The sequence below is a fragment of the Devosia sp. genome (assembly GCF_035944845.1).
Lineage (GTDB): Bacteria > Pseudomonadota > Alphaproteobacteria > Rhizobiales > Devosiaceae > Devosia_A.
In genome coordinates this window covers 21,900-36,713 of record NZ_DASZAW010000069.1, presented here as the reverse complement: position 1 = coordinate 36,713, position 14,814 = coordinate 21,900, and the positions used below count along the sequence as shown (strand labels likewise).

Annotated in this window: 14 protein-coding genes; 12 read left to right on the top strand and 2 right to left on the bottom strand. The window is 64.8% G+C overall.

Annotated elements, in window-relative coordinates; genetic code table 11:
• The first annotated feature begins 87 nt into the window (after window positions 1–87).
• The 5 genes from VGV07_RS13300 (at window position 88) to VGV07_RS13280 (ending at window position 6,673) form a co-directional block, all read left to right on the top strand.
• On the top strand, window positions 88–573 hold the full coding sequence (locus VGV07_RS13300) for a flagellar basal body-associated FliL family protein (RefSeq protein WP_326869190.1): 486 nt from the start codon (window positions 88–90) through the stop codon (window positions 571–573).
• Complete coding sequence (gene fliM, locus VGV07_RS13295; RefSeq protein ID WP_326869189.1) at window positions 573–1,739, top strand: flagellar motor switch protein FliM; 1,167 nt, start codon at window positions 573–575, stop codon at window positions 1,737–1,739. The genes VGV07_RS13300 and fliM overlap by 1 nt, the downstream gene beginning before the upstream one ends.
• Window positions 1,739–2,170, top strand: coding sequence for a DUF6468 domain-containing protein (locus tag VGV07_RS13290; protein WP_326869188.1), 432 nt, complete (start codon window positions 1,739–1,741; stop codon window positions 2,168–2,170). Before fliM ends, VGV07_RS13290 begins: the two co-directional genes overlap by 1 nt.
• Window positions 2,170–3,195 carry a hypothetical protein gene (locus tag VGV07_RS13285; protein WP_326869187.1) on the top strand — a complete coding sequence of 342 codons (1,026 nt, stop codon included), beginning with the start codon at window positions 2,170–2,172 and terminating at the stop codon, window positions 3,193–3,195. The genes VGV07_RS13290 and VGV07_RS13285 overlap by 1 nt, the downstream gene beginning before the upstream one ends.
• Window positions 3,196–3,307: 112 nt before the next feature.
• Window positions 3,308–6,673: a hypothetical protein gene (locus tag VGV07_RS13280; protein WP_326869186.1), complete on the top strand. Its 3,366-nt coding sequence runs from the start codon at window positions 3,308–3,310 to the stop codon at window positions 6,671–6,673.
• Between the two features lie 195 nt (window positions 6,674–6,868).
• On the opposite strand, the gene fliP is transcribed toward VGV07_RS13280, so the two are convergent.
• Complete coding sequence (gene fliP, locus VGV07_RS13275; protein ID WP_414649948.1) at window positions 6,869–7,651, bottom strand: flagellar type III secretion system pore protein FliP; 783 nt, start codon at window positions 7,649–7,651, stop codon at window positions 6,869–6,871.
• A complete protein-coding gene (locus VGV07_RS13270) occupies window positions 7,617–8,222 on the bottom strand; it encodes a hypothetical protein (RefSeq protein ID WP_326869185.1) in 606 nt (201 codons plus the stop codon). The genes fliP and VGV07_RS13270 overlap by 35 nt, the downstream gene beginning before the upstream one ends.
• A 200-nt stretch (window positions 8,223–8,422) precedes the next feature.
• Between VGV07_RS13270 and flgB the strand changes: the two genes are divergently transcribed.
• The 7 genes from flgB (at window position 8,423) to cckA (ending at window position 14,792) form a co-directional block, all read left to right on the top strand.
• Complete coding sequence (flgB, locus tag VGV07_RS13265; protein ID WP_326869184.1) at window positions 8,423–8,821, top strand: flagellar basal body rod protein FlgB; 399 nt, start codon at window positions 8,423–8,425, stop codon at window positions 8,819–8,821.
• Window positions 8,822–8,824: 3 nt separating this feature from the next.
• On the top strand, window positions 8,825–9,238 hold the full coding sequence (gene flgC, locus VGV07_RS13260) for a flagellar basal body rod protein FlgC (RefSeq protein ID WP_055882301.1): 414 nt from the start codon (window positions 8,825–8,827) through the stop codon (window positions 9,236–9,238).
• Window positions 9,239–9,260: 22 nt separating this feature from the next.
• On the top strand, window positions 9,261–9,584 hold the full coding sequence (gene fliE, locus VGV07_RS13255) for a flagellar hook-basal body complex protein FliE (RefSeq protein WP_326869183.1): 324 nt from the start codon (window positions 9,261–9,263) through the stop codon (window positions 9,582–9,584).
• A gap of 221 nt (window positions 9,585–9,805) precedes the next feature.
• A complete protein-coding gene (fliQ, locus tag VGV07_RS13250; RefSeq protein WP_326869182.1) occupies window positions 9,806–10,072 on the top strand; it encodes a flagellar biosynthesis protein FliQ in 267 nt (88 codons plus the stop codon).
• Window positions 10,073–10,074: 2 nt separating this feature from the next.
• Window positions 10,075–10,845, top strand: a complete 771-nt coding sequence (gene fliR, locus VGV07_RS13245; RefSeq protein ID WP_326869181.1) for a flagellar biosynthetic protein FliR — start codon at window positions 10,075–10,077, stop codon at window positions 10,843–10,845.
• Window positions 10,846–11,928: a flagellar biosynthesis protein FlhB gene (gene flhB / locus VGV07_RS13240; protein WP_326869180.1), complete on the top strand. Its 1,083-nt coding sequence runs from the start codon at window positions 10,846–10,848 to the stop codon at window positions 11,926–11,928.
• A 299-nt stretch (window positions 11,929–12,227) separates the two neighbouring features.
• Complete coding sequence (cckA, locus tag VGV07_RS13235) at window positions 12,228–14,792, top strand: cell cycle histidine kinase CckA (protein WP_326869179.1); 2,565 nt, start codon at window positions 12,228–12,230, stop codon at window positions 14,790–14,792.
• The last annotated feature ends 22 nt before the right edge of the window (window positions 14,793–14,814 follow it).

Below are 14,814 nucleotides of genomic sequence, written 5' to 3'. Positions count from 1 at the left end.
GTTGATGCAGTTCGTAACCAATCGTTAACCCTGGGGCGATTAGCTCGATCGTGACTGGAATCGTCCGGCGGGGCAGGGGTTTGGGGCATGACGGCTGAAGCCGATATCGAGGGTGGCGAAGTCGCCGCGCCCGCGAAGAAGAAGTTGCCCATCATGCTGATCGCCATGATCGCAGCGGCAGTGGTGCTGCTGGGTGGCGGAGCCTCAGCCTACTTCCTGTTGTTCTCGGCACCCAAGCCGGATGAGACGCATCTCGCGGCCGTGCCCGAGACCTTCATATTTAACCTGCCGACCATGACGGTGAACCTGCGCGGCGATGGCGAGCGCGAGCAGTTCATGAAGCTCACCGTGGCGCTCGAAGTCGCCAATGAAGAGGTGATGACCGAGATCCAGCCGCGCATGGCCAAGGTGGTCGACGCGTTTCAGGTCTATCTGCGCGAGTTGCGCAAGAGCGACCTGGAAGGCTCGGCTGGCATCTATCGTCTCAAGGAAGAGCTGCGCCGCCGCGTGAACATCGCGATCTTTCCGGCGCAAGTGGACTCGATCCTGTTCAAGGAAATTCTGGTGCAGTGATGGCTGGTCCCGGGGAACAGGACAAACTCAGCGACGAATGGGGGCTGGATCCGGCCAGCAGCGGCACGTCCACGCCGGTGACGCAGACCGCTGAAGACGGCATGGGCGCGGAGTGGGCGGCGATGCTCGAGGCCGACAACGCGGAAGCGGGCGCCGCCGACCGGGTGCTGAACCAGGACGAGATCGACAGCCTGCTCGGCTTCGACCCCAATGCGGGCGGCGGCGCGGAGCTCACCGGCGTTCAGGCGCTGATCAACTCGGCACTGGTTTCCTACGAACGCCTGCCGATGCTCGAAATCGTCTTCGACCGGCTGGTGCGGCTGGCGACGACGTCGCTGCGCAATTTCACTTCCGACAATGTCGAAGTAGCGCTCGACTCGATCTCGTCGGTGCGTTTCGGCGATTACCTCAACTCCATCCCGCTGCCGGCCATCCTTTCGGTGATCAAGGCCGAGGAGTGGGAGAACTACGGGCTGCTGACGGTCGATTCCTCGCTGATCTATTCGATGATCGACGTGCTGCTGGGCGGACGCCGGGTGGGCGGGCAGATCCGGGTCGAGGGGCGGCCCTATACCACCATCGAGATGGCGCTGGCGCGCCGGATGATCGAGGTGATCCTCGAGGACACCCACCGCGCCTTCGAGCCGGTGACCGAAGTGAATTTCCGGGTCGAGCGGCTTGAAACCAACCCGCGCTTTGCGGCCATCTCGCGCCCGGCCAATGCGGCGATCCTGATCGAACTCAGGATCGAGATGGACGATCGCGGCGGCAAGATCGAAATCCTTCTGCCCTACGCGACGATCGAGCCGATCCGCGAACAACTGCTGCAGATGTACATGGGCGAGAAGTTCGGCCGTGACCCGATCTGGGAAGGCCACCTCGCCACGGAGATCTTTGCCGCCGACGTCGAGGTCGACGCGATCCTGCATGAGATGGATCTGCCGCTGAGCCGGGTGCTGTCGATGCAGCCGGGCGACACGGTGATGTTCGACCGCACCCCGAGCGACCCGATCGGTCTGCGCTGCGGTGATGTCGACCTCACCGAGGCGATCATGGGGCATATCGGCAACCACGTATCGGTGCGCGTGTCGCGCCCGCTCAACGCGCCGAAGGTAACGATGGCGGCTTTCGAAGCCATCGATGAAAACAAGCAGGAGGGCCGCTGATGTTCGGTTTGCCGTTGGGAATCGTAATCGAAACGCTGGTTGCGATTTTGCTCGCTACGACAATTGGCTATTGCGTGATCCTCAACCAGCGCTTGAAGCGGCTGCACTCCGATCGCGGTGAGCTGAAGCAGATGGTGGCGGACCTGGTGCAGGCCACCGGGCTGGCCAATACGGCGATCCAGGAGCTGAAGCATACGGCGCAGGAGGCCGAGACGGTGCTGGAGACGCGGCTGGGCGAAGCCGAGCGCTTCGGCGTGGAACTGGCCCAGCACGTCAATGCCGGCCAGCAGATCATGGACCGCCTGGCCCGGATCACCAGCGCAGCGCGTGGCACGCAGCCGTTCGACGATCGGCTGGATGAGCCCAACAAGGTGCAGTCGGCGCTGCAGCAGCTTTCCATGCGGCCGCGCATCCGCGGCAACGCCGCGTGATGAAAACGCCGCGCCTGCTGCCGGTCGTTATAGCCGCCGCCACTGCGCTCCTGCTCTTCAAGGGCATCGGGCTGGTGACGACAGGCGGCTATGTGTTGACCGGTACGGGCAGCGCAGTGGCAGCAGGCGGTGGCGGCGGCCACGCGGCGCCATCCGCGGCGACTGCTGCCGGGGCCGATCCGACCATGGCGCTGCCGCCCGACACGACGATGGCCGATACCAGCCCGACGCTGGCCGATGAGGCCCCGGTATTGCCGCTCGAACCTGAGGCCGGCGGCCACGGCGCCGCTGCGCCGACTACCGCCGGGCATGGTGCTGAGCCGGACGCCGAGCATGGTGCCGAACCGGCCGCCGAGGACCATTCGGCTGCGCCGATCGATGTGGCATGCGCTGCCGATGCGGCAGCGCCTGCTGCTGCCGCGGCGGAAGCAGGTCATGGCGCGCCCGCCGAGGGAGCTTCGCCGGCCGCCGCGTCGCTGGCCGATTGCCCGCCTTCGGTCAACGCGCATGGCGATGCCTTGCCGATGGAACTGAACAGCGCCGGTGTGCTGGTGCCAATGGAAGGCGAGGGCGGCAGCGAGAGCGAGTTGCTCGGTCGGCTCGGGGAACGCCGCGATTCGCTCGATGCGCGTGAGAAGGAACTCGAGATGCGCCTGGCGCTGGTCGAGGCGGCGGAAAAGCGGCTCGATGAGCGCACCGAAACGCTGAAGGCCATCGAGGCCAGGATCAACGCGCTGGTCGACGAAAAGAAGGCGGCCGAGAACGAGCAGTTCGCCTCGATCGTCGCGATGTACGAGACAATGAAGCCCAAGGAAGCGGCGACCATCTTCAACCAGCTCGACCTGGCGGTGCTGATGCGGGTGGCAAAGGCCATGAACCCGCGCAAGATGGCGCCGGTGCTCGCCAAGATGGACCCGCTGAAGGCCAGATCGCTGACCGCGGGCCTCGCGATGGAGCAGCCAGAACCAGCGCTGGATATGCCGGTCGAGGACCTCGCCAGCCTGCCGCAGATCGTCGGCCAGTAGTCCAGAACCCGCGCATTGCTGAAGCGTTTCTTCGGGTGCCGGTTAGGCGCGCGTTAAGCCCGTCTGCCTATGCTCGCCGCACCAGAAGAGTGTAGGGCGGGCAGAAGCCGGCATGACATCGTGGGTCGCATATTGGCGAGGGGCGTTCACGTTCCTGTGGCGCCCGGTTGCTGTGGCGTTGCTCATCGCCTGCAGCCTGTGGCCCACCCTCGCTTCGGCACAGGAAAAGGCGCAGATCTTCGCCACCCCGGAGAACGGCTTCGGGCGCCTGATCATTGCCTTCCCCGAGCGGATGGACCTGCCCAAGTACAAGGTGAAGTACGAGAACGGCGTGCTCGCCATCGAGTTTGAGCAGCCGATCTCGGTTCTTTTGCCCGATATCTCCCTCGCCATGCCTGACTACGCCACCATCGCACGCGTCGATCCGGACCAGCGCGGTATCCGCATCGGACTTCGCACCACGTTCAACATCAACCGCATGGATGCGGGCGAGAAGCTCTATATCGACCTGTTGCCGACCAGCTGGGTCGGCCTGCCGCCGGCGCTGCCCGCCGAGGTGGTGAAGGCGCTGGCCGATCGGTCCGAGAAGCTCGCGATCATCGCGGAACAGAAACGCAAGGAAGAAGAGGCCAAGGCCCTGCAGCCGGTGGCGACGGTGCGCGTCGGCCGCAACCCGACGTTCCTGCGCATCCAGTTCGACTGGAATGTCGATACCAAAGCCAAGTTCACGCTGAAGGGCGCCAAGGGGACGCTCGGCTTCGACTGGCCGGTGCCGATCGATCTCTATGCGCTGAAGGCCGACATGCCGCCGGAGTTCAAGGGTGCCAGCAACGCCGTTAGTCCAGCCGGTTCGTCCGTCGATCTCACCGTGGCTGAGGGCGTGGTGCCGCGCTTTTACGAACTGTCGCCGCGACAGTTCGTGGTCGATGTCGATATTGCGCCGGAAGAAGGCCTGAAGGCGGCCCTGGCGGCCGAAGAGAAGGCCAAGCAGGCCCGGCTCGACCTCGAGGTTGCGGCCGCCGAGCAGGAGCAGCGCCGGGCCGCCCGGCTCGGGCTCGAGACTGGCCGCGACGACACATCCGACCTTTACCCGACCTCGCGTGGCGTGGTGACGCCGACGGTGACTACTGTCGGCAAGACCGTGCGCATCGCGTTCCCGTTCGATGCCGATACGCCGGCGGCGGTGTTCCGGCGCGGCGATACCGTCTGGATGGTGTTCGACACGCCACAATCGGTGGTGGCGCCGCCGCCGTCGGATGCGCTCGCCAGCATTGCCAGCAATTTCGAAATGGTCGCTGCAGGCGAGACCAAGGTGCTCCGCATGGACCTGTCGGCCGACCGGCTGGCGACGCTGGGGTCGGAGGGCAGGGCCTGGGTGCTGTCGCTCGGCGATGCGCTGCTCAGCGCCACCGAGCCGATGACGCTCGATCGCGAGCGCGACGAGAACGGCCGGTTCGAGATGACCGCCGATATCGAGCGTCCGGGCAAGGTGCATGTGCTCCGCGACCCGGTGGTCGGCGACAGCCTTCGCGTGGTGACGGTGATGCCGCCGGCGCGAGGCCTGACGCGTGACCTGCAGTTCGTCGATTTCGATGCTCTGCGCTCGGCGCATGGCCTCGTGATCAAGCCGCGCAATGACAGCCTTGACGTCGAGGTGGAGGACAAGGTCGCGGTGATCTCCGCCGAGGCCGGCCTGACGCTCTCGACGCTCGAGACCTCGCGCAAGCTCGATGCCGGCAATTCTCCGGAGTTCCGCCAGAGTTATCTTGATCTGGGCGTCTGGCGCGAGGACAACCCGGAAAAGCTTACAGCCCGCAAGGAAGAGACGATGGCGCGGGCGGCGGCAGCGGAAGGGCAACTGCGTGATGCGGCGCGGCTCGACCTGGCGCAGCTCTATGTCGCCAACGACCTGTCCTACGAAGCGATCGGTGTGCTCGGTATCCTCGACGAGGAGCTGACGAACGAGGATCTGCGCAAGAAGACCCGGCTGGTTCGCGCCATTGCCGATACGCTGGCGGGCCGTTGGCGCGAGGCGCTGACGACGCTGAACGGTGGCACATTCCCCGAGGAGAGCGACGCGCTGCTGTGGCGGACCATTGCCCATGGCGACAGCGGCGACTTCCGTGGCGCGAGGCTCGATGCGATCGCTGCCGAGGGAATTGTCGGCACCTACCCGACCTGGATCCAGACCAGGTTCCTGTTCGCGGCCTTGCGCTCGGCGGTCGAGACCAACGATGTCCAGATGGCGTTGCGCTTGCTCGGCGAGGTGGATTTTCCCAAGCTCGACCCTGAGCAGACCAGTTTCTTCCAGCTGATGCAGGGACGAGTGGCCGAACTCGAAGGCCATGACCAGGACGCGATCGACACCTACGGCCAGGTGATCGCCTACGACTTCCGCCCGACCCGGGCCGAGGCCGTATATCGCACGCTGCTGCTGCTGCGAAAGGAAGGCAAGGTCGACCTCGCCAAAGCCACTGATACGCTGTCGGCCGAGGCGATGATGTGGCGAGGCACCGCGCTCGAGGCCGACATGCAGAAGCTGTTGGCCGAGCTCTACTTCGCCAACCACGACTACCGCGACGGGTTTGATGCAGTGAAGCAGGCTGCCGCCAGCTTCCCCGAGAGGGAATCCACCGATGCGCTGCTGGCCGAAGCGCAGACGACGTTCGAGGATCTCTATCTCAACGGCGCTGCCGACAACCTGAGCGACCTCGATGCGCTGGCGCTCTACTACGATTTCCGCCAGCTCACCCCGCCAGGGACGCGTGGTGACGAGATGATCCGGAACCTGGCGCGCCGACTGGTGAAAGTCGACCTCCTGACCCAGGCCGCGGACCTGCTGGAGTACCAGATCGACAGCCGCCTCACCGGGGTGGCCCAATCGCAGGTGGCGGCCGATCTGGCGTTGATCCGCATTGCCGATCGCAACCCGGAGGGAGCACTGCGTGTGCTCAACCGCACACGGCTCGCCGACCTGCCGCCGCAGCTCGAGCGGCAGCGCCGGGTGCTCGAGGCGCGGGCGCTGATCGATGCCGGCCGGCAGGAGCTGGCGCTCGACCTGATCTCGAAGCTCAGCGGCAAGGATGCCGATATCCTCAGGGTCGACGGCTACTGGAAATCAAAGAACTACGCCATGGCGTCGGAACTGCTCGAAATCCTCAACGCGCCGACCGACGGCAAGCTGTCGCAGCCGGCGCGGATGAGCGTGGTCAAAGCCGCTGTCGGCTTCGTGCTGGCGGGCGACGAACTGGGCCTGTCGCGTATCCGCTCGAAGTTCTCCGAGCAGATGGCGAACTCGGCGGAATGGCCGCTGTTCGAGTACGTCACCCGCGACATCGCCCCGCAATCGGTGGAGTTCCGCAAGGTGGCGCGGGAGGTGGCGAGCGCGGATTCGCTCGACGCGTTCCTGCAGTCGTATCGCGAGCTCTATGGCAGTGCCGAAATGGTGCCGGACAAGTCGGCGCCGGGGGCGGCTTAGCGGCTACCGACAGGGGATTGGTGCAGAACCTGCCCCCCACTCGATGTCGTTCCTGCGAAAGCAGGGACCCAACTCTCCCCTCACGCCGGCCGATAGCTGGGTCCGCTGCTTTCGCTGGGATGACGTCCGGTGAGGAGGTGAGGTGGTGGACCCTTCATGTCGGCCTGCCTCGACGGCAGACTCTTCCGAGAATGCCTACGTACTCACAAAGCTGCGGATCAGCGATCCCGCGACGAGATGCCAGCCGTCGACCAGAACGAAAAAGATCAGCTTGAACGGCAGCGAGATCACCACCGGCGGCAGCATCATCATGCCCATCGACATCAGCACCGACGCCACCACCATGTCGATGATGACGAAGGGCAGGAACAACAGGAAGCCGATCTCGAAGGCGCGCCTGAGTTCGGAGATCATGAAGGCCGGGATCAGGATCTGCAGCGGAATCGCGGTATTGTCGGCGGGTGGCGGTGTCGACGACATGTCGAAGAACAGCTGCAGGTCGGCCGGCCGGACGTTGGCCGCCATGAAGTCGTGCACCGGGGCAGAGGCGCGGGTGAAGGCTTCCTCGACCTGGATCTGGCCCGCGATCAGCGGCGCGATGCCGCTGTCGTAGCTCTGCTGCAGCGTCGGGCCCATGACGAAGATGGTGAGAAACAGCGCGAGGCTGACCATCACCGAGTTCGGCGGAGCAGTCTGGAGGCCGATGGCGGTGCGGAGCAGCGACAGCACCACGACGATGCGGGTGAAGCTCGTCACCATGACGAGGATCGACGGAGCGAGGGAGAGCAGGGTGATCAGCCCGACGAGCTGCACTGCCCGTTCGGTGATCGTCGCGTCGTTGCCGAAATCGATCGAGATATCCTGGCCGAAGGCGAGGCCCGGAAGGATCAGCGCGGCGAGAAAGGCGAGTAGCGTCAGAACCCGCCGCAGGACGGGTCGGGAGTTAGCGGCTGTCCGCCTTGGATTCGTCCCCGAGATTGCGTTGAGCGCCAAGCGCAGCCCGCCCGTTGTCCTTGCCTGCGGGGGTTGTAGCTGAGTCGGCTTTGCCGCGGCCGGAGTTATCCCCAGTCATCACCGGCATCGGGATGACGGCGGGCTCCATGGTGCTCACCGGACGCAACAGGCCGGTGTGACGGAGCGAGGTGGACTTGCGGGCGCCGGGCCGCACGAATTCACGCAACCGGTCGATCTCGGACTTGCTGAGCGTTGGGGCGGCGGGTGGCACCACGTCCTGCTCGACGCTGCGGCGGCTCGGCATCGGCGGGCGTTCCACCGGAATGCCAGTTTCGACGATCACATCCTGCGGGCCGCCGGTGAGGATCAGGTGTTCGACATTGTCGCGCCGGATGATCAGCAGCTGGCGCTTGGCATCGACCTGCATGTGGTCGATGACGCTGAGCCGGCGGTTGCGGCCGCGACCGACAACGGTGGTGCCGCGGGTGAGCAGCTTCAGGGCCCAGAGGCCGAGAACGATCAGCACGAGGACGATGCCGAGGGCAAGCACCGAAGTGACGATGGTTCCCGCCGACTCGCCCAACAGACTGGTCATGAATTGCATCGCCGCACACTCCCTCGACGCTCGGGGTGGCCATCCGAACGCAAATCAATGGAACTTCTTGCCGAGTAATGCGCCCAGATTATGCAAAATGCGAGACAACTCGGCGTGCGGAGCCTCGTGGTTAATGCCTCGTTAACGCTTGCTAGGCAGGATTTGCCCAGTTCCTCAGGGGATTCTGGATCCGCCTCACCATGAAATTAGGTTTGCTCGACGCCATCAGCGAGAAAATGCGCTGGCACCAGACGCGCCAGACCTTGCTCGCCGAGAATGTCGCCAATGCCGATACTCCCGGCTACCGCGGTCGCGACCTCAAGGCCTATGGCTTCGAAGAGCACATGAAGAACCTGTCGACGTCGAAGATCGCGACGGTGACGACCCAGCCCGGGCACATCGCCATTTCCGGCACCGATGCCGACGGGTTCGGGGCGCGCAGCATGAACAGTTTCGAGATCACCCCGGAGGGGAACGGCGTCACGCTCGAGGACGAGATGATGAAAGTCGCCGGCAACCAGATGGACTACCAGGCGATCACCGCGCTCTACACCCGCTCGGTCAAGCTGATCAAAACCGCCCTCGGCAAGCAGGCATAAGCGATGAACGACTTTCTTTCGTCCCTGAAGATCGCGGCGACGGGCCTGCATGCCCAATCTGCCCGCATGCGGGTGATCGCCGAGAACCTGGCCAACGCCGACTCCGCCGGCAAGACGCCGGGGGAGGACCCGTATCGGCGCAAGATCCCGACCTTCAAGGCGGTGATGGACAACGAGCTCGGCGCCACCAAGGTGGAGATCGGTCGCATCGCCTACGACCAGTCCGACTTCACCTCGCGCTTCGAACCCGGGCATCCGGCGGCCGATGCCACCGGCTACGTGCGCTATCCCAACGTCAATTCACTGATCGAGACGATGGACATGCGCGAGGCGCAACGGAGCTACGAGGCCAACCTCAACGTCGTCACCGTCACCCGGCAGATGCTGGGTTCCACCCTCGATATCCTGCGCGGCTGACGCGCTTTCCTAGGAACACCCCATGGCTCTCCCGATCAACGCCGCCACCGCGGCATATTCGAATGCCGCCAAGCTTCTGGGGCAGGCGACAAAGCCGCAGCTCAACCAGGTCGCCGATCTCGGCGGCGGGCAGGATTTCGCCAAAATGCTCGGCCAGGCGGTGCAGGGCGTCGTCGACAGCGGCAAGGTGGCCGACACCAAGGCGATGGAGATGGTCAACGGCCGCGGCGACATGGTCGACGTGGTCACCGCCATCAGCCAGACCGAGCTGGCCATGGATACCATGGTGACGGTCCGCGACCGGGTGATCTCGGCCTATGAGGAAATCATGCGGATGCCGATCTGATAGCAGGGCGACTCGCGCTAGCCTTACGTTACCGAACTGATGGGCAGTCCCCGTATGCGCTTCCCCCCTGCCACCGCCATTGGCCAACCCACCGCCGTCATCCCCGCGAAGGCGGGGATCCATCTGTCGGCTGGCGCGGGCGGTGAGATGGATCCCCGCCTACGCGGGGATGACACCCAGTGGGAGGCGGGCATTGTTGGACCGGCCGGGAGCGGCAACTCATGACCGGCGCCGCCGTACTCGATCTTGCCCGTGAGGGTATCTGGGTGATGATCCTCGTCGCCGCGCCGATGATGATCGTCGGGCTGGTGGTTGGCGTCGTCATCGCGCTGTTCCAGGCGCTGACCCAGATCCAGGAAATGACGCTGGTGTTCGTGCCCAAGATCCTCGCGATCTTCGTCACCATGCTGCTGTCGCTGCCGTTCATGGGGGCGATCCTTGGCGGCTATATGAGCAAGCTCGCCGATATGATCATAGCCGGCGGCTGACCATGGTCTCCCTCAACTGGCTACCCGAGACCGCCTATTTCTACGTGCTGATCTTTGCCCGGGTCGGCGCGATGCTGATGCTGATCCCGGCGCTCGGCGAAACCGCCATCCCGGCCCGCATGCGGCTCAGCTTCGCCCTGGTCTTCGCCGCAGTGCTCTATCCGATCGTTTCGCCGCAACTGCCGCCTCTCGCCACCAACCTGCCGGAGATCGTGGTGGTGGTGCTGCACGAGGTGATCGTCGGGCTGATCCTCGGGGCCATTGCCCGCCTTGCCGTGTCCGGTACGCAGACCGCCGGCGCGGTCATCGCGTCGTCCTCCGGTCTCTCGGTGGCGCAGGCCGCTGACCCCACCAATGGTGGCGTGCAGGGTGCGCTGATCGGCGCCTTCCTCAGCTTCCTCGGTATCGCGTTGATCTTTGCCACAGACCTGCACCACGTGGCGCTGTCGGCGATCCATGACAGCTACATGATCTTCACGCCCAAGGAGCCGCTGATGTTCGGCGACGCCGCTCAGACAGTGGTTGATACCGTCGCCGGCGCCTTCGTCATCGGGGTGCAGATGTCGGCGCCGTTCATCGTGTTCGGGCTGGTGTTCAACCTGGGGATGGGCATCCTCAGCCGGCTGATGCCGCAGTTGCAGGTCTTCTTCATCGCCATGCCGGCAACCGTCGGCGTCGGGCTGATCCTCATGGCGCTGCTCCTGGCCATGATGATGGGGCTTTACCTGATGCATTTCGAGGGCGTGCTCGCCATGCTGCGCGGCGTTCGCTAGATGAGCGACGAGGCCCCGGAACAGTCATCGAAAACCGAAGACCCTTCGGAAAAAAAGCTCCGCGACGCCCACGAGAAGGGCGACGTGGTGAAGAGCCAGGAGGTCAACACCTGGTTCATCCTGTCGGGTTCGGCACTGGTGTTCGCCTTGATGGCGGGGCCGACCAGCGCCGGCCTCGTCGAACAGTTGAAGGTGTTGCTCGGCAATGCCGAGAAGTTCGAGGTCGGCAGCCAGGCACTGACGGCGTTCTGGAGCGGCCTCGCCGGCTCCATCCTGATGGTGGCGATCCTGCCCTCGATCGTGCTCGCCGCCTTCGGCATCGCAGCGAACCTGGTTCAGCATCGGCCGCTGCTGTCGCTTGATCCGATCAAGCCGAAATTTTCGAAGATCAACCCGATCGAGGGCGCCAAGCGCCTGTTCTCGACCGAGGCGCTGGTCAACTTCGCCAAGGGGTTGATCAAGCTGGCCGTGGTGTCGGCGGTGCTGTGGTTCGTGCTGGCGCCCAAGATCGACAGCCTCGAGATGATGATCCAGCTCGAGCCGGGGATGATCGCCGCCGAGTTCATGGACCTGAGCCTCAACATCTTCGGCGCGGTGCTTGCCGTGGTCACCATCGTCGCCATCGCCGACTATGTCTACCAGCGCAACCGCTGGTGGAACCGGCTGAAGATGACGGTTCAGGAAACCCGCGACGAGTACAAGCAGCAGGAAGGCGACCCCAAGGTCAAAGGCCGCATCCGCCAGGTGCGCATGGAGCGCAGCCGCAGGCGCATGATGGCGGCGGTGCCCGAGGCGACGGTGGTAATCACCAACCCGACCCACTTCGCCGTGGCGCTGAAATACGATCGCGACATGGCCGCGCCGAAATGCGTGGCAAAGGGTGCGGACGCCATCGCCTTTCGCATCCGCGAACTGGCCAAGGACAACAACATCCCGATCGTCGAAAACCCGCCGCTGGCCCGCGCGCTCTATGCCAGCGTCGATATCGACCAGACCATTCCGACCGAGCACTTCAAGGCCGTCGCCGAAGTCATCGGCTTCGTGATGCGGCTGAAGCAGGGCCGGGGGTGGAAGGCGAATTAGCGGTCGCTCGGGTGTGCGCTGCCACATCCACGATGTGGAACTACCAACGGCCGTCATCCCCGCGAAAGCGGGGACCTCCGTTTGCGGTGGTGCCGTGGCGCGAAACAGAGGTTCCCGCTGTAGCGGGAATGACCCTGTGGTTGGCGGCGCGACGGGTGCCAGGCATTTCCGCGTCACCCCTCACAAATCCGCCCGACGCGACGGGGATAACGCCATTGCGGCTACCCAACCGACTTATGGCTTTGCTAGACCTTGAGAAGGCCGATTCGGCGTGATTTCCCCCGGGGCACCCCCAGCGCATGGCACCTCTGCCGCTCGACGAGGATAATTATCCCAACCCGCTGCTGAACCGCGGGCGCAGCAGCGCCGGGTTGTGGCGGGTGGTGGCGCTGGCGGCGTTCTTCATTGCAGGCGCGGTGCTGCTGGCGACACTGGGTGATCGCATCCCGGCCGACCTGATCCTGGTGTTTCTCGGGCTGCTTGCCGTGGTCGGAGTGTTCTGCCTGTTCGCGGTGGCGGCCGGCTTGTTCCGCTTTTCGACCAGCGAGGATACCCAGACGCTGAGCCGCGCCGTGGTCGACAGCCTGCCGTTCGGTGCGCTGGTCACCGACCGCGAGGGCAAGATCAGCTATGTCAACGCCCATTACGGCGAGTTTGCCGGCGGGGTGACCGATGGGGTGCCAGTTTCGGTGCCGCGGCTGTTTGCCGGCGAGCCCGAAGCATCCGAAGCCGTGTACCGGTTGGCCCGAGCGGCTCGCGACGGCCGTCCGGCGATCGAGGACATCCGCATTATCGGCGGGCTCGGCGGCTCGGTCGGCGGCTCGACCAAGCCGTTCTGGTACCGAGTCGGCGTCCGTGCCCTGCCAACGATCGACGAGGGCGGCAAGCCTTTGGTGCTGTGGACTGTCGAGGATATCACGCGCGACCGCGAGCGGCAGGATAATGCCTTCCTCGAGCTGCAGCGGGCCATCGATTACCTCGACCATGCGCCGGCGGGTTTCTTTTCCGCCGATGCGCAGGGCAGGGTGCAGTACCTCAACTCGACGCTTGCCGACTGGCTGGGCTACGACCTTGCCGAGTTCGAGGCCACGGCCATCAAGCTCAGCGACATCGTGCGCGGCGATGGTGCCAGCCTCTTGATGCGCGGCCGCTCCGACGGCGAAATCCGCACCGAGATCATCGATATCGACCTGGTGCGCCGCAACGGCACCAGCTTCCCGGTGCGGTTGATGCACCGTGCCGCGCGTCTTGCTGATGGGGAACTGGGCGAGACCCGTACCCTGGTGCTCGACCGCCGCCAGGGCGCCGACAAGGAGGAGGCCCTGCGCGCCTCGGAAGTCCGCTTCTCGCGGTTCTTCAACGATACGCCGTTCGCCATCGCGACGCTCGACAAGGCGGGTCGTATCATCCGCACCAATGCGCCGTTCAGCCGGATCTTCGACTGGGCTGGCGGCGAGCAGTCGATCGATATGCAGCCGATGGCCGATCTGTTGGCCGAGGGCAACCGCGACGCCTTCGCCAAGGCGATCGACGCGGCACTGGCCAGCCGTTCGGAGATCGAACCGGTCGATGCAACACTGACCCGCGGCAGTGATCACGCTGTCCGGCTCTATGTCTCCAGTTCGGAAGAGGCCGAAGGCGCCGCCGAGCGGATCAACGTCTATGCGCTCGACATGAGCGAGCAGCGCAAGCTCGAGGCGCAGTTCGCCCAGGGCCAGAAGATGCAGGCCGTGGGGCAGCTTGCGGGCGGCGTCGCGCACGACTTCAATAACGTGCTGACGGCGATCATCGGCTTTGCCGACCTGCTGTTGCTCAAGCACAAACCGGGCGACCCCAGCTTCGCTGACCTGATGTCGATCAAGAACAGCGCCAACCGCGCCGCGGGCCTGACGCGCCAGTTGCTGGCGTTCTCGCGCCGGCAGACGCTCAGGCCGCAGGTGCTGGAAGTGCCGGGGCATCTCGATGATCTGACGGTGCTGCTGAAGCGGCTGATCGGCGAGCAAATCACGCTCGGGGTGGAGCACGCCGCCGCGGTGTGGCCGGTGAAGGCCGACCTGGTGCAGCTCGAGCAGGTGGTGGTCAACCTCGTCGTCAACGCGCGTGACGCGATGCCGAATGGCGGCACGATTACGCTCAGGACCCGCAATGTCAGCGAGCAGGAGTCGCAGAGCTATGCCTATCGCGGCATGCCGGCGGCGGATTACGTGCTGATCGAAGTCGAGGACACCGGCACCGGCATGTCGCCGGAAATCCTCGAGAAGATATTCGAGCCGTTCTTTTCCACCAAGGAGCTCGGCAAAGGCACCGGCCTCGGGCTCTCGACGGTCTATGGCATCGTCAAGCAATCGGCCGGTTACATCTACACCGACTCGGTGGTCGGGCAGGGCACGACCTTCCGTATCTTCCTGCCGCGCTACGTCCCCATCGAGGGTGAGGCGCCGGTCAAGCAGGTTGCCGCCCCGGTCAAGGACCTGACCGGGCACGAACGCATCCTGATCGTCGAGGACGAAGACAGCGTGCGTGCCTTCTCGGCTCGGGCGCTGCGGACTACCGGCTATGAGGTGTTCGAGGCCGATAGCGGTGACGAGGCGCTCGATGTGCTGGAGGAGCTCGACTACAAGATCGACCTGATGATCTCGGACGTGGTGATGCCGGAGATGGATGGGCCGACACTGCTCACCAAGGTGCGCGAGCATATGCCCGAGCTGAAGGTGATCTTCGTTTCCGGTTATGCCGAAGAGAACGTCCGGCAGGATATCGCCGACAATCAGAGCGTCGAGTTCCTGCCCAAGCCGTATTCGCTCGACCAGATCAACTCCAAGGTGAAGGACGTGCTGGGCAAGATCGAACAGGGCGCGGAATAGCGCGCAGTAGCGTTTCGCGTGC